12 protein-coding genes are annotated in these 26,145 nt (G+C 70.9%); 3 read left to right on the top strand and 9 right to left on the bottom strand.

Going from position 1 to position 26,145, the window contains the following annotated elements:
* Positions 1 to 83: 83 nt before the first annotated feature.
* From WCD84_RS06315 to smc, 7 genes are all read right to left on the bottom strand, one after another.
* A complete protein-coding gene (locus WCD84_RS06315) occupies positions 84 to 5,012 on the bottom strand; it encodes an alpha-2-macroglobulin family protein (RefSeq protein ID WP_449280071.1) in 4,929 nt (1,642 codons plus the stop codon).
* A 332-nt stretch (positions 5,013 to 5,344) separates the two neighbouring features.
* Positions 5,345 to 8,107 carry a DNA gyrase subunit A gene (gene gyrA, locus WCD84_RS06320; protein ID WP_449280072.1) on the bottom strand — a complete coding sequence of 921 codons (2,763 nt, stop codon included), beginning with the start codon at positions 8,105 to 8,107 and terminating at the stop codon, positions 5,345 to 5,347.
* Positions 8,108 to 8,348: 241 nt separating this feature from the next.
* Positions 8,349 to 9,419: an S-methyl-5-thioribose-1-phosphate isomerase gene (gene mtnA, locus WCD84_RS06325; RefSeq protein WP_343280792.1), complete on the bottom strand. Its 1,071-nt coding sequence runs from the start codon at positions 9,417 to 9,419 to the stop codon at positions 8,349 to 8,351.
* A 214-nt stretch (positions 9,420 to 9,633) separates the two neighbouring features.
* Complete coding sequence (gene epmA, locus WCD84_RS06330) at positions 9,634 to 10,584, bottom strand: EF-P lysine aminoacylase EpmA (RefSeq protein WP_343280793.1); 951 nt, start codon at positions 10,582 to 10,584, stop codon at positions 9,634 to 9,636.
* Between the two features lie 61 nt (positions 10,585 to 10,645).
* A complete protein-coding gene (gene ligA, locus WCD84_RS06335; protein ID WP_343280794.1) occupies positions 10,646 to 13,033 on the bottom strand; it encodes an NAD-dependent DNA ligase LigA in 2,388 nt (795 codons plus the stop codon).
* A 259-nt stretch (positions 13,034 to 13,292) separates the two neighbouring features.
* The gene (zipA, locus tag WCD84_RS06340) at positions 13,293 to 14,048 is read right to left on the bottom strand and encodes a cell division protein ZipA (RefSeq protein WP_343254394.1); all 756 of its coding nucleotides are present in this window, start codon (positions 14,046 to 14,048) and stop codon (positions 13,293 to 13,295) included.
* Positions 14,049 to 14,067: 19 nt separating this feature from the next.
* Positions 14,068 to 17,580, bottom strand: a complete 3,513-nt coding sequence (smc, locus tag WCD84_RS06345) for a chromosome segregation protein SMC (protein WP_343280795.1) — start codon at positions 17,578 to 17,580, stop codon at positions 14,068 to 14,070.
* Positions 17,581 to 18,015: 435 nt separating this feature from the next.
* Here smc and WCD84_RS06350 point away from each other — a divergent pair, with 435 nt between their 5' ends.
* On the top strand, positions 18,016 to 18,909 hold the full coding sequence (locus tag WCD84_RS06350; RefSeq protein ID WP_343280796.1) for a DNA ligase: 894 nt from the start codon (positions 18,016 to 18,018) through the stop codon (positions 18,907 to 18,909).
* A 648-nt stretch (positions 18,910 to 19,557) separates the two neighbouring features.
* On the opposite strand, the gene WCD84_RS06355 is transcribed toward WCD84_RS06350, so the two are convergent.
* Positions 19,558 to 20,694, bottom strand: a complete 1,137-nt coding sequence (locus WCD84_RS06355; RefSeq protein WP_343280797.1) for an ABC transporter ATP-binding protein — start codon at positions 20,692 to 20,694, stop codon at positions 19,558 to 19,560.
* 112 nt (positions 20,695 to 20,806) lie between these two features.
* On the opposite strand from WCD84_RS06355, the gene WCD84_RS06360 reads away from it, so the two are divergent.
* Both WCD84_RS06360 and pgl read left to right on the top strand, forming a co-directional pair.
* Positions 20,807 to 22,183 (top strand): GH1 family beta-glucosidase, encoded by a 1,377-nt coding sequence (locus tag WCD84_RS06360; protein ID WP_343280798.1) that lies wholly within the window; start codon positions 20,807 to 20,809, stop codon positions 22,181 to 22,183.
* A 56-nt stretch (positions 22,184 to 22,239) separates the two neighbouring features.
* A complete protein-coding gene (gene pgl, locus WCD84_RS06365; protein ID WP_343280799.1) occupies positions 22,240 to 22,977 on the top strand; it encodes a 6-phosphogluconolactonase in 738 nt (245 codons plus the stop codon).
* Positions 22,978 to 23,007: 30 nt separating this feature from the next.
* Here pgl and WCD84_RS06370 read toward each other — a convergent pair whose 3' ends face one another.
* Complete coding sequence (locus WCD84_RS06370) at positions 23,008 to 26,118, bottom strand: discoidin domain-containing protein (protein WP_343280800.1); 3,111 nt, start codon at positions 26,116 to 26,118, stop codon at positions 23,008 to 23,010.
* Between the last annotated feature and the right edge of the window lie 27 nt (positions 26,119 to 26,145).

The raw sequence follows: 26,145 nt of genomic DNA on the forward strand, positions 1-26,145 counted from the left end.
GCCGGCGCGGCCCGTCGGCGCCCGGCCTGCACGAAGGGCGGGTGGGGGCAACCCCGCCGCCTACTCCCGACTCCACCACAGGCTCACGGCTGCACCACCGTCATCCGCGCCGGCTGCGCGCGGCCCACGCCGCGCAGCTCGGGCCGGTACATGTCCTCGACCAGCGGCGGCGGCACGGTGTACTCGCCCGGCGTGACCGCGCGCACCAGGTAGAACACGTCCGCGCTGCGCCCGGCGTCGAGCTTGATGGCGGCGACGTAGCGGTCGTCGCGGAACTCCTCGTGCAGCAGCTCGGCGGCGCTGCCGCGTTCGTCCAGGCGGATGCCGCCGACGACCACGTCGGCCCACGCAGACGCATCGCCCAGGTTCATGTTCTCGATCTCGAGGCCCGCCGGCAGCAGGTCGGTGAGCAGTGCGTCCGGCATGTCGCGGTCGGCGGTGACGGTGACGCGGACCACCAGCGCCTCGCCCTCGCGCAGCGCGCGCGGCGTCCAGGCCTTGCCGTCGGTGGTGTACCAGCGGCGCTCGACGCGCAGCACGCTGTCGTCGGGCTCCGGCGCGGCGCGGGGAATGCCGGCGACGTCCATGCTCGCGTACAGCGGTGCTTCGCCTTCGGGCAGCAGGCGCACGCCTGAGGCCAAGGCCTGGTGGCCGTAGCCGCGAGAGAAGCGGCGCATCGGTTCCAGCGCCTCCTCCACGCCGGCCTCGACCAGGGTGCCGGAGAACGTGCGTCCGGGCGTGCCTGCCAGCGCGCGTCCAAGCCGCGCCAGCGCCGACTGCTCCTGCGTACTCAAATGGAACCATCGCGCCTTGCGGCGGGCATCGAGCTCAAGCCCGAGCGTGCGCAGGCCGGCGCTGCGCTGCGGCGTGGCCAGGTCGTGCTCGCGCACCAGGGCCTGCATCAGCGCGGCGTCGCGCAGCGGCGTGCCGTAGTCGCCCAGCCAGCCGGGCCGGTCGCGCTTCCACGCAAAGGCCGCGTCCAGCGCCTTGCCGCCGCGGGCGGCGTCGCCCTGCAGCGAGAGCGCAAGCCCGAGATGCGCCAGCGGCATGGCGCTGCGCGCCGCGTCGCGTCCGCCGTCGTACAGTGCGCGGAGCGTCCCGAGCGGCGCGCGGTTCACGCGTGCGAGCACGTAGCCGGCGTGGGCCTTGTAGGCCAGGCGCAGGTGCTCGCGGTTGTCGCGGCCGTAGAACTGCTGGCCGTCGGAGAGCAGGTCTTCCGCCATCCGCGACAGCGCTTTCTGCAGCATCGCGTCGGGCACCTGGAAGCCCTCGTCGCGCGCATCCAGCAGGAACTCGGCGATATACGGCGTCAGCATCGCCTCGGTGCCGCCGCTGCCACCCCACATCGCGAAATGCCCCGAGCTGGACTGCAGCGCGGCCAGCCGCCCGAGCGCGCCCTCCATCCGCCGCAGGCGATCGTCGCCGGGCAGCGGCGACATGCCGTAGGCCTCGGCGGTGGGCGCATCCAGCATCAGCGCCGCATAGCCCTTGCTGGCGGTCTGTTCGGCGCAGCCGTAGGGATAGCGCAGTGCACCCTCCAGCGCCGCGGCAAAGGCGATTGGCGGCGTGGCGCTGAGGCCCAGGCGCGCGTTCACCGATGAAGGCAGCATGCCCTCGGCCAGCGAGGCGTCAAGCACCACCGGCGCCAGGGGATCCAGCACCAGGCTGCGCGAACGCAGCACCTGCGGCCAGGGCGCGCGCACCGGCAGGTCGTAGCTGCGATCGACCGCCACGCCCGGCCCGTCCACCCGCACGCGCACCTTGCCGACCTCATGGCCGTCGAGCGCGCGCAGCGGGAAGGACCGGGTCGAACGCCCGTCGGCCGCGAGCGTCACGCTGCGCACGCCCTCCTCCACCTGCAGCGGCCCGATGCCCTCCACGCGCACCCGGAAGTCGCCCGGCTTGCCGGTGAAGTTGGCCAGGTCGAGCGTCATCGTGCCGCGGTCACCGGGCGCCATCACCCGCGGCATGCTGGCTTCGGCGACCAGCGGCGCGCGCACCAGCAGCTCTGCGTCGCGGCTTCCGTAGGCCTCGTCGCCGAACACCAGCGCCGACACGCGCAGGGTGCCGTTGAAGTCCGGCAGCGTGAACTCGACGGTGGCATTGCCCTTGCCGTCGAGCTTCACCGGTCCCGAGAACAGGTCGACCGTCTGCACGCGCGCGGTTGGACGGCGCGCCTGCGGCAGCGCTTCCAGGCCCTGGTCGCCGCCAAAGCGCAGGCGCGCGGTGCCGCCCTCCAGGCTTTCGATCACGCGTCCGTAGATGTCGTAGGCGTCCACGCCCAGCCTGCGCTGGGCGAAGAAGTGGCGGTTGGCATCGGGCACCGGATAGCGGGTGATGTTGAGGATGCCGACGTCGACCGCGGACACCGTCGCATGCGCGGCCTGGCCGGCCAGCGCCGGCACCGCGAGCGTCACGCGCAGGGTGTCATCGGGCTTTGCCTGCTTCGGCAGCGACAGACCCACCGCCACGCGCCGGTCGCCGCGTTCCATCGGCACGTGGGCCACGCCGACCGCGCGCGCCGGCGTCACCTTGCTTGCCGCGCTGCCGCCGCGGAACACCAGCGCGGTCACATAGACGTCGTGGCGCTCCCAGTCGGCGGTCACCGGGATGCTGTATTTGCTCCCGGCCTTGGCATCGATCGCCTGTACGTAGAGCAGGCGGTCGCTCTCCACCAGCAGCAGGCCCTTGCCGGCGTGCGGCGGCGTGACCGTGACTTCCATCGTGTCGCCGGCGCGATAGCCGGTGCGGTCCAGCGCCAGCTTGACCTTGTCGGGCCGCGCGTCCAGGCCGCGGTTGTCGTCGTTCCAGCTCCAGCCGGCGTTGAAGGGATAGCGCGTGACCAGGCCGGTTTCCGGGTCGCGGACCTCGACGCGGTAGCCGCCCCACTCCACCGGAAGATCGACCCGAACGGCGGACTGGCCGGCGTCGATGGTCCGCGTTTCCACCATCTCGAAGCGGCTGGTGTGGCTGTAGTCCCAGCCGGCGTCGTCGTCGAAGTTCCAGTGGTAGTCGCGATGCTCGCGCACCAGCTTCAGCTCGAGCCCGGCGAGCGGCCGCGGCGCTCCATCGGCGTCGACGCGGAGGATCTCGAAGCCGGCCCGCGCGTTGGCATCGCTGCCGTCCTTGTCGTCGAACAGGGGACGCACGCCGACCAGCGCGTCGGCCGGCCAGAGCACGCGCTCCAGGCTGCGGTTCACCGTGCGGCCGCCGCTTTCGTACAGGCTGCCGGCCAGCACCACCGACACCGGCGTGTCCCCGCGCACTTCGGCGGGCAGCGGCAGCGCCTGCGCGAGCCTGCCGGCATCGTCGAGCGTGGCGTCGATCACGTCGCGTGCCTCGCGCGGCAGGGACACGGTGGGATCGCCGAAGAAGTAGCCCGGCAGCGACTCCACCGGGTGCTGTTCCACCGCGACCGCGAGGCGTGCCGTGAAGCGGTTGCCCGCGGCCGGCGCGCCGTACAGATAGGCACCGGTGGCCGCCAGCCGCAGCGGCTCGCCTTTGGCCAGGCGCGCCTGCACGCTGTCGAGCTCGAGCTTCATGCGCTCGGGCAGGAACTCCTCGATCCGCAGCGCCATGCCCTGCACGGCATCCTTGTCCGCGGGATCGGTACGGAACTCGACCTGCCAGCGCCCGGTGGGCGCCTCGACCGGGATCTCCCGCTCGAAGCGGTAGTAGCCCTGCGCGCCGGCCTCCAGCCGCGACTCCACGAAGGTCTTGCCGTCGGGCTGCTTCAGGCGCGCGAACAGCGGCTGCGCCTTGCCATCGGCCGCGGCGGGCACCGGCTTGCCATCGGCGTCGCGCAGCAGGGCCGAGACGCGCACGGTTTCGCCCGGGCGGTACAGGTCACGACCCGACCATGCGAAGACCTCGAACCAGGCCTGCCTGCGGCCCGCCACCGCGAATTCGGAAAGATCCAGCGCGGGCTGGTTGAACGGCAGCAGCGAGACGTCGTTGCCGCGCGTCGCCACCAGGACCTGGGCGGCATCGAGCTTGTGCTTGAGCACGGCGTTGCCGTTGCCGTCGGTCTCGGCCTTGAACACGGCCTCGCCCTTGCCGTCGAGCACGCGCAGCTCGACGCCACCAAGCGCGCCGCCGCCCTGGAGCGACGCGGTGTGCACGAACAGCTGCCCGGCGTACGCGCGCACGTGCAGGCCGATGTCGCTGACGGTGAAGAAGGCGGTGTCGTACATGCCCTCGAAGCTGCCGGCGCGCTTCATGGTGGCGAAGTACAGGCCGGGCTGCTGGAGTTCGGCGATGTCCTGCAGCGGCAGGTAGGTGACCGCGCGCTCGTTGCGCTCGCCGCCCAGAACGAAGCGGTTGACGTACACCGGCTCGGCCATCCGCGACACGCTGCGATCGCCGTTGTAGCGGTTGTCCAGCTCCCATCCGCTGCGCCGGCCACCGCGCTGGTACTCGGAGAAGAAGCGCGCCAGCTCGGAGTCGCGCACGCGCAGGAACTCGACGTCGACCTCCTCCACGTTCACCGATACCACGGGCAGGCCGCGCGATTCGCGCGCGGGCAGAACGCTGCCCTGGGAGGCGAAGCCGGCGGCGGGCTCCAGCTCCCCGGTATGGACCTTCTGCTCGATGTCGCGGCCAAGCGTGCTGCCGTCGGCGGCGGTGAGCGCGGCGGAGATGCGCAGCGTGTAGTCGCGATCGGCCTCGGCGAAGGGGAAGCGCAGCACGCGGCCTTCTTCGTCCAGGGTCCAGCCGCTGTCGGCGGCCACGGGTTCGGCGAAGGTCAGCAGCGCGTCGAAGTCCTGGGTGCCGACCAGCGGCTGCGAGAACTCGACCGCCAGCGCGAGCGATCCTTCGGTCTGGTCCGGCCAGGCCCGCACCAGGCCGAACCCCTGCACCTCCGCGCGCTCGGCGACGATGGCCTCGCCGCTGGGCGACGGCATCTGGCCGCCTTCGTTCCGCTTGCAGCCCGCCGGCAGCAGCATCAGAAGCACCAGCACCAGGGCCCCGGCGAGGAGCCGCAGTCCTACCGAACGATTGCTTCTCGTCATTGCCAGTCCGCCGTCAGGAGTCGCCGGCAGTATAGAAGCGCCGGCAGTCCCGACGACAACGCACCACGGATCGAAACGGGGTTCCGCCCTGCCCGTATCCGGTGATGCCTGTCGTCTAACGTCTACCGTCTACCGTCTGACGCCTGCCGTCCGCTGCCCGCTACCGCTACCGCTGCCCGCAACTGTGGGAGCAGCTATAGCTGCGATTGCCGCAGGCCGCGGATGGACCGGATGCCTGACCGAAGTCGGGGCGTGGGTCGCAGCTATAGCTGCTCCTACAGGAGGCGGCGGGCCGGGGCGACAGACGGGCGGGGCAGCGGCGGGTCGATGCCTCAGTCGGCCGCGGTCCCGCCCGGTGCAGCGTCGCCTTCGCCTTCGCCATCGACATCGCTGCCAGCGGCATCGGCACCTGCAACACCTGCAATGACCTCAGCGACCTCGGTGCTTCCAGCGCTTTCGTCGCCATCATCGCTACCGTCGCCATCGACGATCGAACCGTCAACGCGCTCGATCGCCTGCAGGCGCTCGCCCTCTCCCAGCCGGATCAGGGTCACGCCCTGGGTGTTGCGGCTGACCACCGAGACTTCGGCGGCGCGGGTGCGGACCAGGGTGCCGCCGTCGGAGATCAGCAGCACTTCATCGGCGCGGCTGAGCAGCACGGCCGCCACCAGGGCGCCGTTGCGCTCGGTGGTCTGGATGCCGATCACGCCCTGGGTGCCGCGGCCCTTGCGCGGATATTCCGCCAGCCGCGTGCGCTTGCCGTAGCCGTTGGCGGTGGCGGTGAGGATGTAGGCATCGGGCTCGCCGTCGCGCTCGCCTTCGACCTCCATGCCCTCGGCGACCACGTCCTCGTCGTCCTGCTCGAGCACGTTGTCGGCGGGATCGGCCACGATCAGGCCGACCACGCATTCGCCCTCGGCCAGGCGGATGCCGCGCACGCCGGTGGCGGTGCGGCCCATGGCGCGCACGGCGGACTCGTCGAAGCGTACGGCCTTGCCGTTGCTGGCGAACAGCATGATGTCGCGGCTGCCGTCGGTCAGCTCCGCGCCGATCAGCGCATCGCCATCCTCGAGGTTGATCGCGATCTTGCCGCGCGCAAGGCGGTAGGCGAACTCGGTGAGCGGGGTCTTCTTGACGGTGCCGCGGCGCGTGGCGAAGAACACGTACTGGTCGTCCCGGTACTCGCGCACCGGCTGTACGGCCTGGACCTTCTCGCCCTCTTCCAGCGGCATCCAGTTGACCAGCGGGCGGCCCCGCGCGTTGGCACCGGCCTCCGGCAGCTGGTGCACGGGCAGCCAGAACACGCGGCCCTTGCTGGTGAAGGCCAGCAGCGTGTCATGGGTATTGACCAGCCAGAGCTGCGCGATGAAGTCCTCGTCCTTCGTCGCCGCGGCGTTGCGGCCGCGGCCGCCGCGCTTCTGCGCACGGTAGGCGCTGACCGGCTGGCGCTTGGCATAACCGGCCTGGGACACCGTGACCACCACGTCCTCGGGTTCGATCAGGTCGAGGATGTCGAGGTCTTCCTCGCTGGCGCGGATCTCGCTGCGGCGCGGGTCGCCGTATTCTTCCTTGATGTTGCGCAGCTCGGTGCGGATCACTTCCAGCAGCACTTCCGGATCCTCGAGGATCTCGATCAGGGCGCGGATGGCTTCGAGCAGCTGGCGGTATTCCTCGGTGAGCTTTTCCTGCTCCAGCCCGGTCAGGCGGTGCAGGCGCATCTCGAGGATCTGCTGCGCCTGGACGTCGGTCAGCTGGTAGCCGCCCTCGAGCAGGCCGACGCCACCGGGCAGGTCTTCGGGGCGCGAGGCCTCGGCGCCGGCCGCGGCCAGCAGGCTGCCGACAAGGCCCGGCTGCCACAGGCGCGCGAGCATGCGTTCCTTCGCCTCCTGCGGATTGTCCGAGGTCTTGATCAGCTCGATCATCTCGTCGATGTTGGCGAGCGCGACGGTCAGGCCTTCGAGGATGTGGGCGCGGCTGCGCGCCTTGCGCAGCTCGAAGATCGTCCGGCGCGTGACCACTTCGCGGCGATGGCGCAGGAAGGCCTCGAGGAACTCCTTGAGGTTCAGCAGCCGCGGGCGGCCGTCGACCAGCGCCACCATGTTGATGCCGAACACCGACTCCATCTGGGTCTGCTGGTACAGGTTGTTCAGCACCACGTCGGCGGAGTCGCTGCGCTTGATCTCGATGTAGATGCGCATGCCGTCCTTGTCGGACTCGTCGCGCAGCTCGCTGATGCCCTCGAGCTTCTTCTCCTTCACCAGCTCGGCGATCTTCTCGATCATCCGCGCCTTGTTCACCTGGTAGGGGAGCTCGGTGACGATGATCGATTCGCGGCCGTTGTCGGCCACCTCGATGTCCGCCTTCGCGCGCATGCGCACGCGGCCGCGGCCGGTGCGGTAGCCCAGGTGGATGCCGCCAACGCCGTTGATGATGCCGCCGGTGGGGAAATCCGGGCCCGGGATGTATTCCATCAGGCCGTCGATGTCGATGTCCGGGTCGGCGATGAGCGCGATCAGCGCATCGATCACCTCGCCCAGGTTGTGCGGCGGGATGTTGGTCGCCATGCCGACCGCGATGCCGGCCGAGCCGTTGACCAGCAGGTTCGGGAACCGGGTCGGCATGACCGTCGGCTCGTGTTCCTTTTCGTCGTAGTTGGGCTGGAAATCGACGGTGTCCTTGTCGATGTCGGCCATCAGCTCGTGCGCCATGCGCGACATGCGCGCCTCGGTGTAGCGCATCGCCGCGGCGGGGTCGCCGTCGACCGAACCGAAGTTGCCCTGGCCGTCGACCAGCATGTAGCGCAGCGAGAACGGCTGCGCCATGCGCACCAGGGTGTCGTAGACCGACTGGTCGCCGTGCGGATGGTATTTACCGATCACGTCACCGACGATTCGCGCCGACTTGTAGTAGGGCTTGTTGCTGTGCGCGCCGAGTTCGTGCATCGCGAACAGCACGCGGCGGTGCACCGGCTTGAGCCCGTCGCGGACGTCGGGGAGCGCGCGGCCCACGATCACGCTCATGGCGTAATCGAGGTAACTGCGACGCATCTCGTCCTCGAGATTGATCGGGATGATTTCCTTGGCGAGCTCAGCCATTGCGACCCTTCAGAATGGTTCGGAAGACTGCCTGCAAACGCTGCGCGGAGGTCCGCGCGCATGTCTCGGCAGAACCTCGGGATTCTATCACATCGGACCGATCCCTGCCCGCCCGATCCTGCCAAAAATCAATAGCTTGCGAGAGAATCGGGGGTGGTTTGCGAACGTACCGGACACCCCCGCCATCACCGGCGCTTTTGTGGGAGCAGCGATCGCTGCGACAGCGCCATGAGGCGCGCGCTCAATGGCCGAAAAGCGCGTGCATCGATGCTTCGTCCGGGCGCTCGACAATGCCCTTCTCGGTGACGATGGCGTCGATGAGTGCGGCGGGCGTGACATCGAACACCGGGTTCCAGGCCTGCACGCCTTCGGCAACCGTGCGATTGCCGCCCGCGCCCAGCAGCTCGCCCGGGTCACGCTCCTCGATATCGATCAGATCGCCCGATGCGGTGGCCATGTCGACCGTCGATGACGGTGCCACCACCATGAACTTCACCCCGTGGTGGCGCGCGGAGATCGCCAGCTGGTAGGTGCCGATCTTGTTGGCGACGTCGCCGTTGGCGCAGATGCGGTCCGCGCCCACCACGACCCACTGCACGGCGCCGCCCTTCATCAGGTGCGAGGCCGCGGCGTCGGCGATCAGGGTGGCGTCGATGCCGTCCTGCTGCAGCTCCCACACCGTCAGTCGCGCGCCCTGGTTCCAGGGTCGGGTCTCGCCGGCGAACACGCGCCCGACGCGGCCCTGGGCGACGCCGGCGCGAATCACGCCCAGCGCGGTGCCGAAGCCGGCGGTGGCCAGCGAGCCGGTGTTGCAGTGCGTGAGCACCCCGCTGCCGGCAGCGATGAGCGAGGCGCCCAGCACGCCCATCGCGCGATTGGCTGCGAGGTCTTCGGTCTCGATGGCCCGCGCCTCGGCCTCGAGCGCGGCGCGCCAGTCGCTGCCCTCGCCCGCCTGCGCGCGAAACAGCGCCGCGCGCATCCGCCCCAGGGCCCAGGCCAGGTTCACCGCCGTGGGCCGCGCCGCGTTGAGCCGCTGCAGTGCGGGCTCGAGCCGCTCGGCCGCCTGCGCGGCATCATCGGCTTCGATGTCGCGCGAGGCGAGCACCGCGCCCCAGCCGGCGGCGATACCGATCGCCGGCGCACCGCGCACCGCAAGCGCATGGATCGCGGCGGCCACCGCGTCGCTGTCGGCGCAGGTGACGTATTCGGTGGCGAAGGGAAGCTTCCGCTGGTCCAAGAGCTCCAGCGCGTCGCCGGTCCAGCGGATGGGGCGGATGCGGTCGTAGCGGGCGTAGTCGATGGTGTCGGTCATGCCTTGATTCCAGGGAAGACGGCGGTTGTGGCAAATCTGGGGCTGTCGGCTGGCGGTGCGGGTCGGAGCGATCGCAGCTATAGCTGCTCCCACAACCGCCCGGCCATTCTGTGGGATCAGCTATAGCTGCTGTCGCGCCGGCCATTCTGTAGGACCAGCTATAGCTGCTATCGCGCCGCCCATTGTGTGGGAGCAGCTATAGCTGCGATCGCGTTCAGGCACGGCTGAAGTCGTAGGCCAGCACGTCGGTGATCGCGCCGGTACCCAGCATCGCCATCAGCAGCCGGTCGATGCCCAGCGCCACGCCGGAACACTCGGGCATGCCGGCGGCCAGAGCGTCGAGCAGGGCCTCGTCGAGCGGGGGCTGCGTGATCCCGCGCGCGGCGCGCACTGCGCGATCACGCTCGAAGCGCGCGCGCTGCTCCGCGGCATCGGTCAGCTCGTGGTAGCCGTTGGCAAGCTCGAGCGGGCCGAGATAGAGCTCGAAGCGCTCGGCGACATCGACGTCGCCCCGGCGCACGACCTTCGCCAGCGCGCACTGCGAAGCGGGATAGTCGTGCATCGCCAGCAGCTGCCCCGGCGGGAACGCCGGCTGGATGCGATGGGTCATCAACAGGTCAAGCCAGTCGTCGCGGGTCAGGCCTTGCGGGTCGACCTGGCCGGGGAACGCCGCCTGCAACCGGTCGACAGGCGCGGTGAACGGATCGAGATCGAGCGCTTCCAGGTAGACCTCGCGAAACGAGGCCTTGCGCAGGGTCGCGTCGCGGCCGACCAGGGCGAGGGCGGCGCGCACGATCTCCGCGGTCTCGTCGATCAGCGGGTCCAGCGTCCAGCCCACGCGGTACCACTCGAGCATGGTGAACTCGGGATTGTGGCGACCACCGGCCTCGCCGTCGCGGAACACGCGGCCAAGTTCGTAGCAGTCGCCGATGCCGGCGGCGAGCAGGCGCTTCATCGGGTATTCGGCGGACGTGCGCAGCCAGCGCTTGCGCGGCGCACCCTCGGTGCGGCCGCCGAAGTCGACCGTGAACGAGTCGATGTTGGGATCGGTGTTGCCGGCACGCGACATCACCGGGGTCTCGACCTCGAGCACGCCGCGGGCGTCGAAGAAGTCGCGCACCATGCGATTGAGGCGCGCGCGCAGGCGCAAGGCCTCGTGGCTCATGCGTCCCCGCCTCCGTCGCCTCCGACCGGGCGCAGTGCCAGCGTCCCTTTGGCCGCCGCGCTCACGAATGCTCTCCCAGGAACGCCAGCAGTCGGGCCTCGTCCCAGACTTCGACGCCGAGTCCGGTGGCCTTGGCCAGCTTGGAGCCCGCCTCGGCGCCGGCGACCAGGAAACCGGTCTTCTTCGAAACGCTGCCCGAGACCCTGGCTCCGAGCGCCTCCAGCTTCGCCTTGGCTTCGTCGCGCCCCATGGCGTCGAGCGTGCCGGTGATCACCACCGTCACGCCATCGAGCGGACCGGCGCTCGCCGCCCCGCTTTCGGGCAGCGCCGCCAGCAGCTCGGCCTGCATCGCCGCGGCGGCGAGCAGCGTGCGCGCGTTGGCCTCGTCGGACAGCCACTCCGCCACTGCGGTGGCGGTCTCGTCGGGCAGCCCGGCGATCACGAAGTTGTGCCGCTCCTGGTCGAGCAGCGTCGCGGCATCGGCAAAACTGTCGGCCAGCTGCTTCGCGCGCAGCGGCGTCAGCTTTGGAACGCCGAGATCGGCAAGCAGCGTGGCGAGCACCAGCCCTTCGCGCAGCTTCGGCGAAGGCGGGTGCGCGTCGGTGATGCGCACGCCGGCGTCCAGCAGCGCATCGATCACCGCCTGGTTGCCGGGCTGGTCGAGGAAATGCCCAAGCGCGCGCGCGACCTCGTCGCCGATGTCGGGTACGCGCTTGAACAGCGGCCAGGGCGCGCGCCGGATGCGGTCGAGATCACCGAACCACGCGGCCAGCGCCTTGGCCGTGCTCTCGCCGACGTTCTCGATGCCGAGCGCGAACAGGAAACGCTCCAGCGTGGTCTCGCGGCTGCGGTCGATCGCGGCCACGAGGTTTTCCGCCCACTTGGTCGCGACCTTGCCCGCTTTCACCGTTTCCGGCGTGGTGCCGTCGCGCTCGTCGGCGCGGCGCTTCATCTCGACGAAATCATCGACGCCGAGGCGATAGAGATCGGCGACGCTCTTCGCGCAGTCGAAATCCACCAGCGCCTGGATCAGCCGCTCGCCAAGGCCTTCGATGTCCATCGCGCGCCGCGAGGCGAAGTGGAACAGGCCCTGCACGCGCTGCGCCGGACAGACCAGTTCGCCGCTGCAGCGCGCGACCACCTCGCCCTCTTCGCGCACGATCTCCGAGCCGCACACCGGGCAGTTTTCCGGCATCCGCCAGGGCGTGGCCCCGTCCGGCCGGCGCTCGGGGATCACCCGCAGCACCTCGGGGATCACGTCGCCGGCGCGGCGCACGATCACGCTGTCGCCCACGCGCACGTCCAGGCGCGCGACCTGGTCGGCGTTGTGCAGGGTGGCGCGGGTCACGGTCACGCCGCCCACGTGCACCGGCTGCATCAGGACCCACGGCGTCACCGCGCCGGTGCGGCCGACGTTGACCTCGATCGCCTCGACGATCGTGGCTTCCTCCTGCGCCGGGAACTTGTGCGCGATCGCCCAGCGCGGGGCGCGCGATACGAAGCCGAGGTCGGCCTGCAGCTCGTGGCTGTCGAGCTTGTAGACCACGCCGTCGATGTCGTAGGGCAGCGTGTCGCGGGCCTCTCCGATGCGGCGGTAGTAGTCGAGCACGCCGTGCAGGCCGGTCGCGCATTCGACCAGCGGCGCCACCGGCAGGCCGAGGGCGCGGAGCCAGTCGAGCACGCCGGAATGGGTGGCCGGGACGCGCGCGCCCACGACTTCGCCGAGGGAATAGGCGAAGAACGCCAGCGGGCGCTTCGCGGTGATCGAAGGATCCAGCTGCCGCAGCGAGCCGGCCGCGCCGTTGCGCGGATTGGCCAGCGGCTTGGCGCCGTGCGCCAGCGCCCAGTCGTTGTAGGCCTTGAAGCCGGCGCGCGGCATGTAGACCTCGCCGCGCACCTCGAGCACCTCGGGAACGCCGGGCATGGCCCTGGCGCCACCGCTTTCGCCCGCGTCGGCGCCGTCCGGGTCCCGCAGCCGCAGCGGTATCGCCTTCACCGTGCGCAGGTTTGCGGTGACGTCTTCGCCGGTGGCGCCGTCGCCACGGGTGGCGCCACGCACGAACAGGCCATGCTCGTAGCGCAGGCTGATCGCCAGGCCGTCGAACTTCGGCTCGACGGAAAACACCGGTGCGTCCTCATCGGCTTCGCGCACGATGCGGGCGACGAACTCGGCGACCTCGTCGTTGCTGAAGGCATTGGCCAGCGACAGCATCGGGACCGCATGGCCGACCTCGGCGAACTTGCCCGAAGGCAGTCCGCCCACGCGCAACGTCGGCGAATCAGGGGTCTGCAGCGATGGATCCGCGGCCTCAAGCGCGGACAGCTCGAGCATGAGCCGGTCGTACTCGGCGTCCGGAAGTGCCGGGTCGTCGAGCACGTGGTAGCGGTGGTTGGCGTCGTCGATCAGGCGGCGCAGTTCGGCGGCGCGCTGCTGGGCAGTCTCGGGCATGCCCGGATTGTCCCCCGGAAGCTGTGGAGGCCGCTACTGGAGGAGCCGCTGGTGTGGCCGCCGCCACAGCGGCGATCGCGGCTATAGCCGCTCCCACGAGGGAATCGCGGCCATGGCCGAACCCACCACTGTGGGAGCCATCTGTGGGAGCCATCATTGTGGGAGCCGCTATAGCGGCGATTGCGCTACGACCCGGCTGCGGCGGCGGGTGTCGGCACGGCCTGGTCGCAGCTATAGCTGCTCCTGCAGCGGATCGGGGTTACCAGTCGGGGCTGCGGGTGATCGGCACGTCCTGCTCGCGGTCGTAGGTGCGCAGCTCTTCGCGCAGGTGCGAGATGCGCTGGCGGCCGAGGGCGTTGCGCTGTTCGTCGAGCAGCACGCCGTCAAGCAGTTCGGCCATGCGCTCGGCCGTGGGCAGCATCGCGTCCCAGGCGTCGAGCGCGGACATCGGCGCGGGCAAGGTCAGGAAGAAGGCGATCGCAGGCGTTTCCAGCGCCTGGATCTCCGCCATCTCGAAGCTGCCGGGACGGCGGATATTGGCGACGCTGAACACCGGGCCGCGCTCGGGATGACCGGCCACCAGGCGGTGAAACACATTGAGGTGGCCATAGGTCAGCCCCGCCTTTTCGGCAGCGACCACGATGTCAGGGCCGCGCAGCACGTGGCCCGCGCGCGCGGCGATGTAGAGGGTCACGATCTTGTCGAAGTCGTCGCTGACGCGCTGGCCGTACTGGCTGACGGTCGCGCCGGCGGTGCCGCCGACGGCGCCGTCGAGCAGGTCCATCTCGGCCTGCACGGCGTCATCGACCGGCGTCTCGCCACCCTCGCCCAGTTCGCGCTCAAGCTGCGCGCCCAGGGTCGGCTCCAGGCGCTCCTCGCGCGCCGCCGGCGTGGACCTGGCCGGCACGCGGCGTCCCTGCGGACTGCGCGGCCTGGTGCCGAAGTACCAGATCGCGCCGAACAGCAGGACGCCCGCGAGCAGGATCCCGATCCGCAGCAGCCAAACGTCGCTCATCGTGCTCTCCCTTGTTGGTTCAGGCGGCGCCGACCAGGCGTGCGGCTTCCGCAAGGTCGACCGACACCAGCCGGCTGACGCCGGGCTCGCGCATGGTAACGCCCGAAAGCTGCTTCGCGGCCTCCATCGTCGACTTGTTGTGGGTCACGAACAGGAACTGCACCTTCTCGCTCATCTCGGTGACCAGCGCGCTGAAGCGGCCGACGTTGGCCTCGTCCAGCGGTGCGTCGACCTCGTCGAGCAGGCAGAACGGCGCCGGGTTGAGCTGGAAGATGGCGAACACCAGCGCCACCGCGGTCATTGCCTTCTCGCCGCCGGACAGCAGCGAGATGTTGGACACGCGCTTGCCCGGCGGCCGCGCCATGATCGCGACGCCGGTGTCGAGCAGGTCCTCGCCGGTGAGCTCCAGGTAGGCGTGGCCGCCACCGAACAGACGCGGATAGATCTCCTGCACGCCCGAGTTGACGCGGTCGAAGGTGTCCTTGAAGCGGCCGCGTGTCTCGCGGTCGATCTTGCGGATCGCGTCCTCCAGCGTGTCCAGCGCCGAGGTCAGGTCGGCGTCCTGGCTGTCGAGGTATTCCTTGCGCTGGGCGGCTTCGGCATGCTCCTGGATCGCGGCCAGGTTGACCGGCTCCAGGCGGCGCAGCTTGGCGTCGAAGTCGGTGACCATGCGGCCCCAGGCGCCGGCTTCGGCGTCGTCGGCCAGGCCCGAGACCACGTCGTCGAGCACGAAGCCAGCCTCGACCACGGCGGCGGTCAGCTGTTCGGCGTGGATCACCAGCGCCTGCTGGTCGAGGCGGCGCTGGGCGATGGCCTCGCGCTGGGCGATCGCCTGCTCGTCGCGCTGGTGGCGCAGCTGTTCGTTGCCGCGCATCACGGCATCGACCCCGTCGAGCGCGGTGCGCGCCTGCGCCAGGACCTCTTCGGCGTGGACACGCTGGGAAAGCGCGGCCTGGCGCTGCTGTTCGAGCTCATCGACAGGGGTGTCGCCGGTTGCCAGCTGCGCGCTGATCTCGCCCAGGCGGCTGTCGAGCTGCCCGCGCTGGCCGCCCATGCGCTGCAGGGCCTGGCGCAGTCCGCTGGCCTGGGTGCGCTGGGTTTCCAGCTGCAGCGCCAGGGCGTGGGCCTGTTCGCGCGATTCGCGCGCCGCGGTGCGGGCCTGGTCGCGGGCCGTGGCCAGGCGCGCACGCTCGGCCTCGAACTCCCGGCGCGCGCCTTCGAGTTCGGCCATGCGCGACACCGCCTGCTCGAGCACGCCGCGCGCCTCGCGCGCCTGCTCGCCGCTGCCGGCGATGGACTCGCCAAGCTGGACGAGTTCGGCATCGATGCGCTCGATGCGGTTGCGGGCGGCGTCCAGCCGGCCCTGCTGGCCCTGCAGCCGACCGGCAAGCTCCGACACGCTGCGATGCGCGTGGTACAGCTGGCGCTGCGTGTCCTCGCGCGCCTGTTCGGCCGCAAGCAGGCGCTCGCGGCCGCTGGCCAGCGCTTCTTCCAGTTCCGCTTCGCGGCCCTGCAGCGTTTCGATGCGCTCGCGCAGGGCCTGGATTTCGCGCTCGCGCAGCAGTGCGCCCTGGCGCGCGGCGCCCGATCTCAGCACCCGCAGCCAGCCGGCGCCGAGGCGCTCGCCATCCTGCGTGATCACCGAATCACCCGGATCCAGTCGCGCCTGCAGTTCGCGGGCCTCGGCCAGCGAGTCGGCCACGTGCAGCCGCGACAGCAGCCGGCGGATCGCCAGCGGCCCGCGCACGCGCGCGGCCAGCGAAGTGGGCGCGAACGCGGCCTCGCCGCCGGCGGCCTGCGCCGACGACACCAGCGCAAGGCGGCCGTCGCCGAGATCGGCCAGCGCGTCGACCAGCGCCTCCGGGTTTTCGACCAGCACGCCTTCGATCATCTGGCCCAGCGCGCCCTCGACCGCGTTCTCCCAGCCGGCCTCGACCTCGAGCGCTTCGCCCACGCGGGTGGCCGAATCCAGACCGTGCTGGCGCAGCCAGGCCATGGCCGCGCCCTGCTCTTGCCCGAGCGCGGCATGCTGCAGGGTCTCGAGCGAGGACAGCCGGCCGCGGGCTTCCTGCGCCTGCTTGCGGACGTCGGAGATCTCCTGCTGGCTGGCGCGCTGCTGGTCCTGCAGGTCGAGCGCGGCCTGCTTGCGCACGTCCAGGCCTTCGTTGAGGCCTTCCAGCGCGAGCTTCTGCGTCTCGTGTTCTTCGGCAACGCCTGCGAAGGCTTCCGCCAGCGCGTCCAGGTCCAGGCCCGCGCGCTCGGCGGACAGCACGCCGCGGCGGCGGTCGTCGTCGAGCGACTGGCGGTCGAGGTAGTCGACGCGGGTGCGCTCGACATCGGCCGCGCGCGCGGCCTCGGCGGACTCGCGGCTGTGGGCGTCCCAACGCTCCTGCCAGTCGGCCAGCGCGGCCTCGGCCTCGCGCAGGGCGTCCTGGCGGGCTTCGTCGCTTTCACGCAGGGCGTCCAGCGCGGGCTCGGCCTCGGCGACGGACTCCTCCAGGATCGCCAGTCGCTCCTCGTCACCGCTGATGTGCTGCGCCAGCTCGGCGATCGCATCCTCGGCCTCTTCGCGGGCGCGCAGCAGGCGCTGCGACAGCTCGCGCTGGTGGGCGATCTGCTGCTCGATGCGCGCCAGCGTGCCGCCAACCTCGTAGCCCGCCGCCTGGGCGCGGTTGAGCGCCTCCATCGCGTCCTCGCGCTCCACGCGGCCTTCTTCAAGCGCGCGCTCGGCCTCGCGCTGCTCGGCGATCAGCTGCTGCAGGCGGGTTTCTTCCTGCGACAGCCCCTCGCGCAGCCGCGTCAGCTTCGCATCCAGCGCCCGGAATTCCAGCGCCTTCCACTCGGCCTCGCGGATCCGGCGTTCGGCCTGGATGGCGGTGTACTGCTCGGCCTGGCGCGCCTGCCGCGCGAGGTGGCCGAGCTGCTTGCCGACCTCTTCGCGCAGATCATTGAGACGATCGAGGTTTTCGCGCGTGTGGCGGATTCGGGTCTCGGTTTCCTTGCGCCGCTCCTTGTACTTGGAGATGCCGGCGGCCTCCTCCAGGTACACGCGCAGGTCCTCGGGCCGGGCCTCGATGATCTGGCTGATCATCCCCTGCTCGATGATCGAGTAGCTGCGCGGGCCCAGGCCGGTGCCCAGGAACAGGTCGGTGATGTCGCGCCGGCGGCACTTGGCGCCGTTGAGGTAGTAGTTGCTCTGGCCATCGCGCGAGACCAGGCGCTTGACCGAGATCTCGTTGAAGGCCGCGAACTCGCCGGTGATGGTGTGGTCGCTGTTGTCGAAGATCAGCTCGACGGTCGCCTGCGAGACCGGCTTGCGCGAGGTCGAGCCGGAAAAGATCACGTCGGTCAGCGAATCGCCGCGCAGGCGGCTGGCGGAGCTTTCGCCCATCACCCAGCGCACGGCGTCGATGATGTTCGACTTGCCGCAGCCGTTGGGGCCCACCACGCCGGTCATGTTGGTCGGCAGGTGGAGCGTGGTCGGATCGACGAATGACTTGAAGCCGGAGAGCTTGATCGTGGACAGGCGCATGCGGCGGTCGGTTGCCTCGGCGGCGCACGGGCGGGCCGTGGCGGCGGTCGGTTGCAGGGACGGACAGGAAGAATGCGGCGCCGGGCCGCATCGACCGAAGTATAACGGCAGGCGGCGGGCGGGACCGGGCGCTTCCAGGCCGCCGCAGGCGCGACCGGGCAGGTCTGCGGCGCTGCCGGCCGGCGGACTCCGCGCCGACCGCGGACCCTACGGTTGCGCGGGGCCTGCACTGATGGCAGGCCGCGACCGGCGCCGATGCCCGCCCCGCGACCCGGGGGTGACGATGTGCCCATGAGACCTCACCACGCCCTGCCCCCCGCTCCATCCACCGGGCCCGCGTCCGGATTCCGCGCGTCTGCCCTGGCCCTGGCCCTGGCTGCGATCTGCGCCGCGTCGCCACTCCCGGCGCGGGACAGCGGTACCCCGCCGCGTGCCATGCAGGACACCCGCGCACTGCTGATGCATGCGACCACGCCGCCGGCCGGGATCAAGCTCGGCACCGCGCACCCGGTCTCCGAGTACTGGGTCAGCGAAAAGCTCGACGGTGTCCGCGGGCGCTGGGACGGTCGGCGGCTGTGGACGCGCGGCGGCCTGCCGGTGGACGCGCCGCCCTGGTTCACCGCGGGCTGGCCCGAGGAGCCGATGGACGGCGAACTGTGGCTGGGCCGCGGCCGCTTCGAGGAGGCCAGCAGCCTGGTACGCAATCCGCCGGCCGATGACGCGCCGTGGCGCGCGATGCGCTTCCTCGTGTTCGACCTGCCGGCCCATGCCGGGCCCTTCGAACTGCGGGTCCAGGCCATGCGCGCGCTCGCCGGTCCGGACACTGCCCCCTGGCTGCGGCCGGTGGCGCAGTCCCGGGTCGCTGACGACAGACAGCTGCAGGCCCGCCTGCGCGCAGTGCTCGACGCCGGCGGCGAGGGCCTGATGCTGCAGCACCGCGATGTCCACTACACGTCCGGCCGCAGCGACGGTCTGCTGAAGCTCAAGCCGCACGACGACGCCGAAGCCCGCGTGGTCGCGCACCTGCCGGGTCGCGGCAAGTACGCCGGCATGGTCGGCGCCCTGCTGGTGGAGCGCGAAGACGGCGCACGTTTCCGCCTCGGCAGCGGTCTCAGCGACGCCGAACGCGGCACGCCGCCGCCGCTCGGCAGCCTGGTGACCTATCGCTACAACGGCCTGACCATCAATGGATTGCCGCGCTTCGCACGCTTCATGCGCCTGCGCGAGCCGCCGCCCGGTGCCGGCCCCGGATCCGGCCCTGGCCCCGGCCCCGGCCCCGGCCCTGGCCCTGGAGCCGGCCCTGGAGCCGGCCCTGGAGCCGGCAACTGAAGGTTCGCACGCCGCCCTGGCCCCGATCCCGTTGAAGCGGCGCAACCCGACCCCTGTGGGAGCGGCTATAGCCGCGATCAGCGACAGCGCCGGGCCAGTTTGTTGCGGCGTGAACCTCCGTTGCGGTCCGCGCTGCCCGTCCCGCACACAGGGGGTGTGCTCCCCCGGCCTGTCCGCATCCTGCTCCCAAGGCCGGCCGCCGGCCATCCATGGCCGGCTGTACGCACACCCCCTGTGCACGGGACGGGCCGTGGCGTCTTTCTACTTCGGGACGAAGATCAAGAGCGGTCGCCCTTACGCGGCAGCGGCGGCCACCCTGCATCCGGCAGCCGACAGCGTAACGACCTGTAGTGCGATGCCTGCTGACGGGAAGTCAAGGAGGAGGCTCCGGCCCAAGGCCGGAGCCGGGGGACATGAGCGGCAGCAGGCATCGTGCCGCAGTGCCGCCAAACATCCCGCTTCTTGGCTTCCTGGTTTCCCGGCAGTTGCGGCAAGGCGGTCTACGAGCGCCGCGGCAACCTGCCTGGCGCTGTCGCCGATCGCGGCTATAGCCGCTCCCACAGGCACAGGGTCGGGATGCGCCGCTTCAGCGGGATCAGGCCCGAGCTGGCGGTGCGGCTCTCTCCCCGCTGTCGGGAGGAGACCCGTTCAAAGGTGTTGGGACTGCCGCATCGGGTCCAATCGGCGCCCATCGTCGATATCGAAAAAATGCAGCTGCCCGACCGCCACCCGAAGCGACAGCAACTCCCCCGGACGCGGCAGGTCACCGGGCGGCAGCCGCGCCACCAGCGCATGCCCGGCCAGCTCCAGGTTCACGAATACCTCGCTGCCCACCGGTTCCACCACTTCCACCCGCGCCTCGAAGTCCGCCTCGCCTCGAGTACCGGCATCCACCGCTGCAGCGCCGTCCGCACGCAGCAGGTGCTCGGGCCGCAGGCCCACGTCCAGCTCCCGGCCCTCCCAGTCGCCGGGCACCCGCAGCCCGGGCAGCGGCAGGCGCAGATCGCCAGCGGCCACCAGCGCGGGCGCGCGGTCAACCGACACCAGGCGGCCGCGAATGACGTTCATCGCCGGACTGCCCAGGAACGTGGCCACGAACAGGTTCGCCGGCCGCTCGTACAGCGCCATCGGCGTGTCGACCTGCTGGATGCGGCCGCCGTCGAGCACCACGATGCGCTGGCCGAGGGTCATCGCCTCCACCTGGTCGTGGGTGACGTAGACCATCGTGGTCCCCAGGCTGCGGTGCAGGCGCGCGATCTCCACCCGCATCGCCGCGCGCAGGCGGGCGTCGAGGTTGGACAGCGGCTCGTCGAGCAGGAACACCTGCGGCTGCCGGACCAGTGCGCGCCCGAGCGCCACGCGCTGGCGCTGGCCGCCCGAAAGCGCCGCCGGCTTGCGCTCCAGCATGTCCTCCAGCCCCAGCGTCTTCGCCGCGCCCGCGACCCGCTCCGCGATCGCCGCCTTGTCCATGCCGCGCAGCTTCAGGCCGAAGGCCAGGTTCCCGGCCACGCTCATGTGCGGGTACAGGGCGTAGTTCTGGAACACCATGGCGATGTCGCGGTCGCGCGGGGCGACGTCGTTGACCACGCGGTCGCCGATGCTGATCGTGCCGCCGTCGACCGTCTCCAGGCCGGCAATCATCCGCAGCAGGGTCGACTTGCCGCAGCCCGACGGTCCGACCAGCACAAGGAGCTCGCCGTCGCCGGCTTCGAAGCTGGCGTCGTGGACGGCGATGAAGCCGTCGGGATAGACCTTGCGGACGTGTTCGAGCCTGACCTGCGCCATCGTCACTCCGGGTATCCCCGTCGTGCGGCTGCGGGGGCTGTGCGTTATCCTCGCAATGTAACCGTTTTCAACGCATTCCTGCGCGCCGATCAGCCCACAGAGCCCCTGCCCCATGTCCGATTCCACCGCTGCAAGAGACCTGGTTTTCCCCGAGGGCTTCCTCTGGGGTGCCGCCACCGCGGCCCACCAGATCGAGGGTTCGCCGCTGGCCGACGGCGCCGGCCCCAGCATCTGGACGCGCTTCGCGCACACGCCGGGCATGACCCTCAACGGTGATACCGGCGACGTCGCCTGCGACCACTACAACCGCTGGAAGGACGATGTCGCGCTGATGCGGGAGCTCGGGCTGAAGGCCTATCGCTTCAGCGTGTCCTGGTCGCGCATCCATCCCGAGGGCACCGGCCGCGTCAACCAGAAGGGCCTGGACTTCTATTCGCGCCTGGTCGACGAACTTCTGGCCAACGACATCGAGCCGCTGGCCACGCTGTTCCACTGGGACCTGCCCGCGGCGCTCGATGACCGCGGCGGCTGGCTCAACCGCGACTGCGCCGACTGGTTCGCCGAATACGGCAGCACCCTCTACCGCGCGCTCGACGGCCGGGTGAAGAAGTGGGCCACGATCAACGAACCCTGGGTCGTCACCGACGGCGGCTACCTGCACGGCGCGCTCGCGCCTGGCCATCGCAGTCGCTACGAAGCGCCGATCGCCGCGCACAACCTGATGCGCGCGCACGGCGCCGCGGTGCAGGCCTATCGCGCCGAAGGCAAGCACGAGATCGGCCTGGTGGTGAACATCGAGCCGAAGTACGCCGCCAGCGATTCGGCCGAAGACGCCGCCGCCGTGCGCCGCGCGCATGCCTACATGAACGAGCAGTTCCTGCACCCCGCCCTGCTCGGCCACTACCCGCCGGAGCTTGCGGAGATCTTCGGCGACGCCTGGCCGGACTGGCCGGCGGAGGACTTCGAACTGATCCGGCAGCCGCTGGATTTCGTCGGCATCAACTACTACACGCGCAGCGTGACCGCCGCCGGCGACAGCTATCCCTTGAAGACCGCCGTGGTGCGGCAGCCGCTGGGCACCTATACCGAGACCGGCTGGGAAGTGTTCCCGCAGGGCCTGACCGACCTGCTGCTGTGGTTCAAGCAGACCTACGGCGACCTGCCCGTCTACATCACCGAAAACGGCGCCGCCTTCTTCGACCAGACGGTGGCCGAAGGCGGGCGCATACGCGACCCGCTGCGCATCGACTACCTGCGCAAGCACATCACCGCGATCCACGACGCGATCGACGCCGGTGTCGACGTGCGCGGCTACATGGCATGGTCGCTGCTGGACAACCTGGAGTGGTCGCTCGGATACTCGAAGCGCTTCGGCATCGTGCATGTGAACTACGGCACGCAGGAGCGCACGCCCAAGGACAGTGCGCGCTGGTATTCCGACGTGATCGCCAGCAACGGGCGCACGCTCTCCGATCCGCTCCCCTACTAGAGGACCCCGGCGCCCGGCATGCATGCATTTCCCAGCCAGCGCCAAGGAGCCGCGGGATGAGTGCCACCGGCGCCAACGGAGGCGTCCAACTGCGCGCCGGCGTCGAGTTCCAGGCGTTCCAGGACAGCACGCAGTGGGCCTGGGCGGCGGCCGTGACCCTGGCCGCGGCCCTGCGCCGCAGCCTGGAATCCGAAAGCAGGACGCGGCTGCTGCTGTCCGGTGGCCGCACGCCGGGACCGGTCTACGCCGCGCTCGCCCGCGCGCCGCTGGGCTGGGACCGGGTCGATGTCGCCCTGGTCGATGAACGCTGGCTGCTGCCCGACGAACCCGACAGCAACGCGCGCCTGGTCCGGGAGTCGCTGCTTGCCGATCACGCCGAGGCCGCGCGCTTCGAGTCGATCACCCGGCCCGGGCGAAGCATCGAGGAAGCGGTGACGATCGCGAACATGCACGCCGCCCATCCGGCCGGCATCGTCGTGCTGGGCATGGGCGAAGACGGCCACGTCGGCTCGCTGTTCCCGAACATGATCGGGCTGGCCGACGCCCTCGCCTCGCCCCGGCCCTATGTTGCCGTCGATGCCAGCGGCTGCCCGGGCGCCGGCCCGTGGACGCGCCGGGTGAGCCTGACGCCCACCGGCCTGGCGCCGGCGCACACGCGGCTGCTGCTGATCCGCGGTGCGCGCAAGCGCGAGCTCCTCGACCGCGTGCTCAACGGCGACGACCCGATGGAGTTCCCGGTGCGCATGGCCTTCCTCACGCCTGGGGCGCCGCTGCGGATCCTCTGGTGTCCCTGAGCCATCGCGCCCCGTCGCTGCGGACCTGCCTCAGGGCCTGCGTCCCGCGCCGCTGATCTCGATCTTCGCCGGGACCTGCATGATGCGCAGCTCACCGGCCTCCCACGTGGCCGGACGGCCATCGATCGTGGTGGCTCCCGGCGCGCCATCGGGCCACGGCCACGGCAACACCAGGCCGCCGGGCGGCAGCTCGAGCCCGTCCGCAAGCTCCAGCACCAGCACGTCCTCCGTACGTCGCAGCGAATAGGCGAGCGTGCCCTGCGGCGTGCGCAGGCCGCGCACGCCGACACCCTGGTCGAGCCAGTCAGCGGGCACGCCGGCGGCAAGCACCAGGCTGTCATCGGACTCGCGCGCATACGCGAACATGTCCAGCGCCGAGCGCACGAAATCCGAGGCCACCCACGCGTGCGGCAGGTCGCCGAGGAAGAACGGCGTGCGCGGCGTCGGCGTCACCACTTCGGCCCACTGGTTCCAGGCCGGCGGCGCGCGGTCGTCGAGGAACCATTGCGCCGCCTCCCAGGCGCGCCCACGCCAGCCCAGGCGTACGAAGGCGCCGACGTTGCGCCATTCGTAGGGCGTGTATGCATCCCACTCGCGCAGGCCGTCACGGCGCTGGACGAACTCGCGCCAGTAGCGCTCGAAGGTGTTGCGCACGCGGTCGGCCGGCAGCTTGGCGAGTTCGCCGCCGGGCGCCAGCGCGATGGTGGTCGAGGTGGCGTCGAAATCGCCCAGCTCGGCCGCGCCGGGCAGGAAGTCGATGCCATGGCGGGCGGCAGCCGCATCCAGCGAAGCCAACAGGTCGGCGCGGAAGCGGTCGCGCGATGCGGCCATGCGCGCGGCATCGGCGTCTTTCCCGAGCGCCCCGGCCACTTGCACCGCGTCCTTGTAGCCGCGCAGCGCCCAGAAGTTGTCCCAGTACGAGTGCATCGGCTTGGCCGAATAGCCCTCGTGGCTGATCGAGGCCGGCATCATTCCGTAGAAGGCGGGGTCGAGGGCGCGATTGGCCTCGGTGCGCTCGCTCAGGGCCAGGACATCCATGTATTCGTAGGCGGCCAGCACGTGCGGCCACATGCGCTCGAGGAAGGCGTCGTCGCCGGTGTAGCGCCAGTACTCGGCAATATTGAAGATCAGCTCGCCATGGCTGTCGTTCTCCGGCACCGGGTCGCTGCCGCGGTCATCGACGCAGCAGGGCACCTTGCCGTTGTCGAACTGGAAAGGCGCGTACCAGTCCACGTAATCGCGTACGGCGTCGGCACGTCCCAGCCGCAGCAGCCCTTCGGAAATCATCGCGCCGTCGCGGATCCAGCTGCGCGAATACGAGCGCGTTCCCGGCTGCAGCCGCGGACCGACGCGCGAAACGAGCATGTGCGCGAGCGCGGTGCGCAGGCTGTCGGCCAGCGCCTGGCCCTGCGGCGGCAGGTCCAGCTGCACCTGGTCGAGCTTGCCGCGCCACTCCGCCGCGACCCGGTGCTGCAGCTCCTCCGCATCCCACCAGCGCCGCGCCGGGCCGCTGCCGCCGGTCATCGGCACCATCACGTCGATGCTGCCGACCTCGCCCGGCCCCAGTTTCATGCGGTAGACCAGCGCCGCCGAGGCCAGGCCGGTGGGATCGTCGACCACGCGCGTGGTCGAGGGCAGCTTTCCGGCGGCGAGGTGCTGCACCGCGTCGCCGGCGTCGAATGCCGAGGCGAACGAGACAGTAGGCACCTGCTTGGCGAACACCCGCGGCACGCCGGCCACCGACACCATGCCGCCGTCGACCGCAATGCCGCTGATCGGGCTGACGCCGCCCAGGGTGTTGAGGAACTGCGCCGGCGGATTCACCTGCAGCGGCCGCGCGGCGAGCGCGAGCTGCAGCTCCTGCGCACGGCCCGTGGTGTTGGCCAGGTGGTAGCGCAGCACCAGCTGCGAGCGCGCCGCATCGCCCGCGGCGAACGCGGTGACCCGCAGCGAGAAGCCATCGTGCCGCCAGTCCACGCTCGGGATCGGCAGGTAGCCGTCCTGCAGCGACTGCCGAGGCGTGGCGTCGGCCCAGGACACCAGGCGGCCGTCGGCGATCACGAAGGGCTCGATGCTGAAGCCGCCGCGGGCCACTTCGACCGCGCCATCCTCACCGATCAGGCCCTGCTGCAGGCCGCCGTCGAGGCCGAGGATGGTCCAGTACGGCTGCTCGCCGCTGAAGCCGCGCGGATAGCGGCCGCGCGGCAGGTCTGCGGCAACGGCGCGCACGAAGTCGTTCGGGTGGGCGCTGAAGTCCAGTGGCTTCACCGTGGCTTCGGCCAGCGCGAATTCCGGGCCGGCGCCGGCCAGGAGGTCCAGCGCGACGTAGCGCGCTTCGGACTCCGGCAGCGCGATCCAGTCCCGGCCGCCGTCGCCACCGGATACTTCGCGCACGCCGGCCCAGGCCATGCCGTCCGCGGACAGCTGGATGCGGTAGCGCGAGGCCTGTGCCGCGGGCAGCCAGTCGAGCACCAGGCCGCCGAACTCGCGGACGCTGCCGAGGTCGAGCACCAGGCGCTGCCCGCCGGTGGCCACCGGGGCGCGCCAGGCGCTGGCGGGATCGCCGTCGACAATGGCAGCGGCGTCTCCCGCGGTGCCGAGCGCAGTTGCAGCCAGGGGGCTGTCGTCGGTCGGCGCCAGCTCGCTGAAGACGAGCTGGTCGAAACACACCGAGCCGCGGCCGCCGACGCGGTTGTAGACCACCAACTCCAGCTTCGCGCTGGCGCGCAGCACGGGATCCGGATCCGGTCCCCAGGCTTTCACGATGTGCCGCGCCTTGTAGTGCACCGGCGTCCAGCGTGACGGCGGTTCCTGGTCCGTGCGGTTCACCCACCACACGTTGTCGCCACTGGCGTCGACCAGCTTGAACTGCAGGTCGTTGGCGGGCGCATCGCCGCGCAGGCGCAGGTCGAAGCGGTAATTGCCGGGATACTCGAGCGGCAGCGCGCGCTGGATGCCGGCGTGGCCGGAGACGCCGTTGAAGTCGTAGTCAAGGCACAGGCCACGACCTTCTTCGCCATCGATGGCGCGGATCTCGGCGCCGACCTGGTCGGATGCCACCACGCTCCACGCACTCGGATCGTCGAAGCCGTCGAGCAGGCGCGTGGTCAACGCCTCCTGGGCGAAGGCCGGCATCGCCATGGACCAGCCTGCCAACGCCGCCAGCGC

Source organism: Luteimonas changyuni, from assembly GCF_039548395.1.
In the GTDB taxonomy this organism is placed as follows: Bacteria; Pseudomonadota; Gammaproteobacteria; order Xanthomonadales; family Xanthomonadaceae; genus Luteimonas.

Bases quoted from the DNA above. Each gene is read 5' to 3' on its own strand.
- WCD84_RS06315 (WP_449280071.1), bottom strand. From the start codon at position 5,012: ATGACGAGAAGCAATCGTTCGGTAGGACTGCGGCTCCTCGCCGGGGCC.
- gyrA (WP_449280072.1), bottom strand. From the start codon at position 8,107: ATGGCTGAGCTCGCCAAGGAAATCATCCCGATCAATCTCGAGGACGAG.
- mtnA (WP_343280792.1), bottom strand. From the start codon at position 9,419: ATGACCGACACCATCGACTACGCCCGCTACGACCGCATCCGCCCCATC.
- epmA (WP_343280793.1), bottom strand. From the start codon at position 10,584: ATGAGCCACGAGGCCTTGCGCCTGCGCGCGCGCCTCAATCGCATGGTG.
- ligA (WP_343280794.1), bottom strand. From the start codon at position 13,033: ATGCCCGAGACTGCCCAGCAGCGCGCCGCCGAACTGCGCCGCCTGATC.
- zipA (WP_343254394.1), bottom strand. From the start codon at position 14,048: ATGAGCGACGTTTGGCTGCTGCGGATCGGGATCCTGCTCGCGGGCGTC.
- smc (WP_343280795.1), bottom strand. From the start codon at position 17,580: ATGCGCCTGTCCACGATCAAGCTCTCCGGCTTCAAGTCATTCGTCGAT.
- WCD84_RS06350 (WP_343280796.1), top strand. From the start codon at position 18,016: ATGCAGGACACCCGCGCACTGCTGATGCATGCGACCACGCCGCCGGCC.
- WCD84_RS06355 (WP_343280797.1), bottom strand. From the start codon at position 20,694: ATGGCGCAGGTCAGGCTCGAACACGTCCGCAAGGTCTATCCCGACGGC.
- WCD84_RS06360 (WP_343280798.1), top strand. From the start codon at position 20,807: ATGTCCGATTCCACCGCTGCAAGAGACCTGGTTTTCCCCGAGGGCTTC.
- pgl (WP_343280799.1), top strand. From the start codon at position 22,240: ATGAGTGCCACCGGCGCCAACGGAGGCGTCCAACTGCGCGCCGGCGTC.
- WCD84_RS06370 (WP_343280800.1), bottom strand. From the start codon at position 26,118: ATGGCGATGCCGGCCTTCGCCCAGGAGGCGTTGACCACGCGCCTGCTC.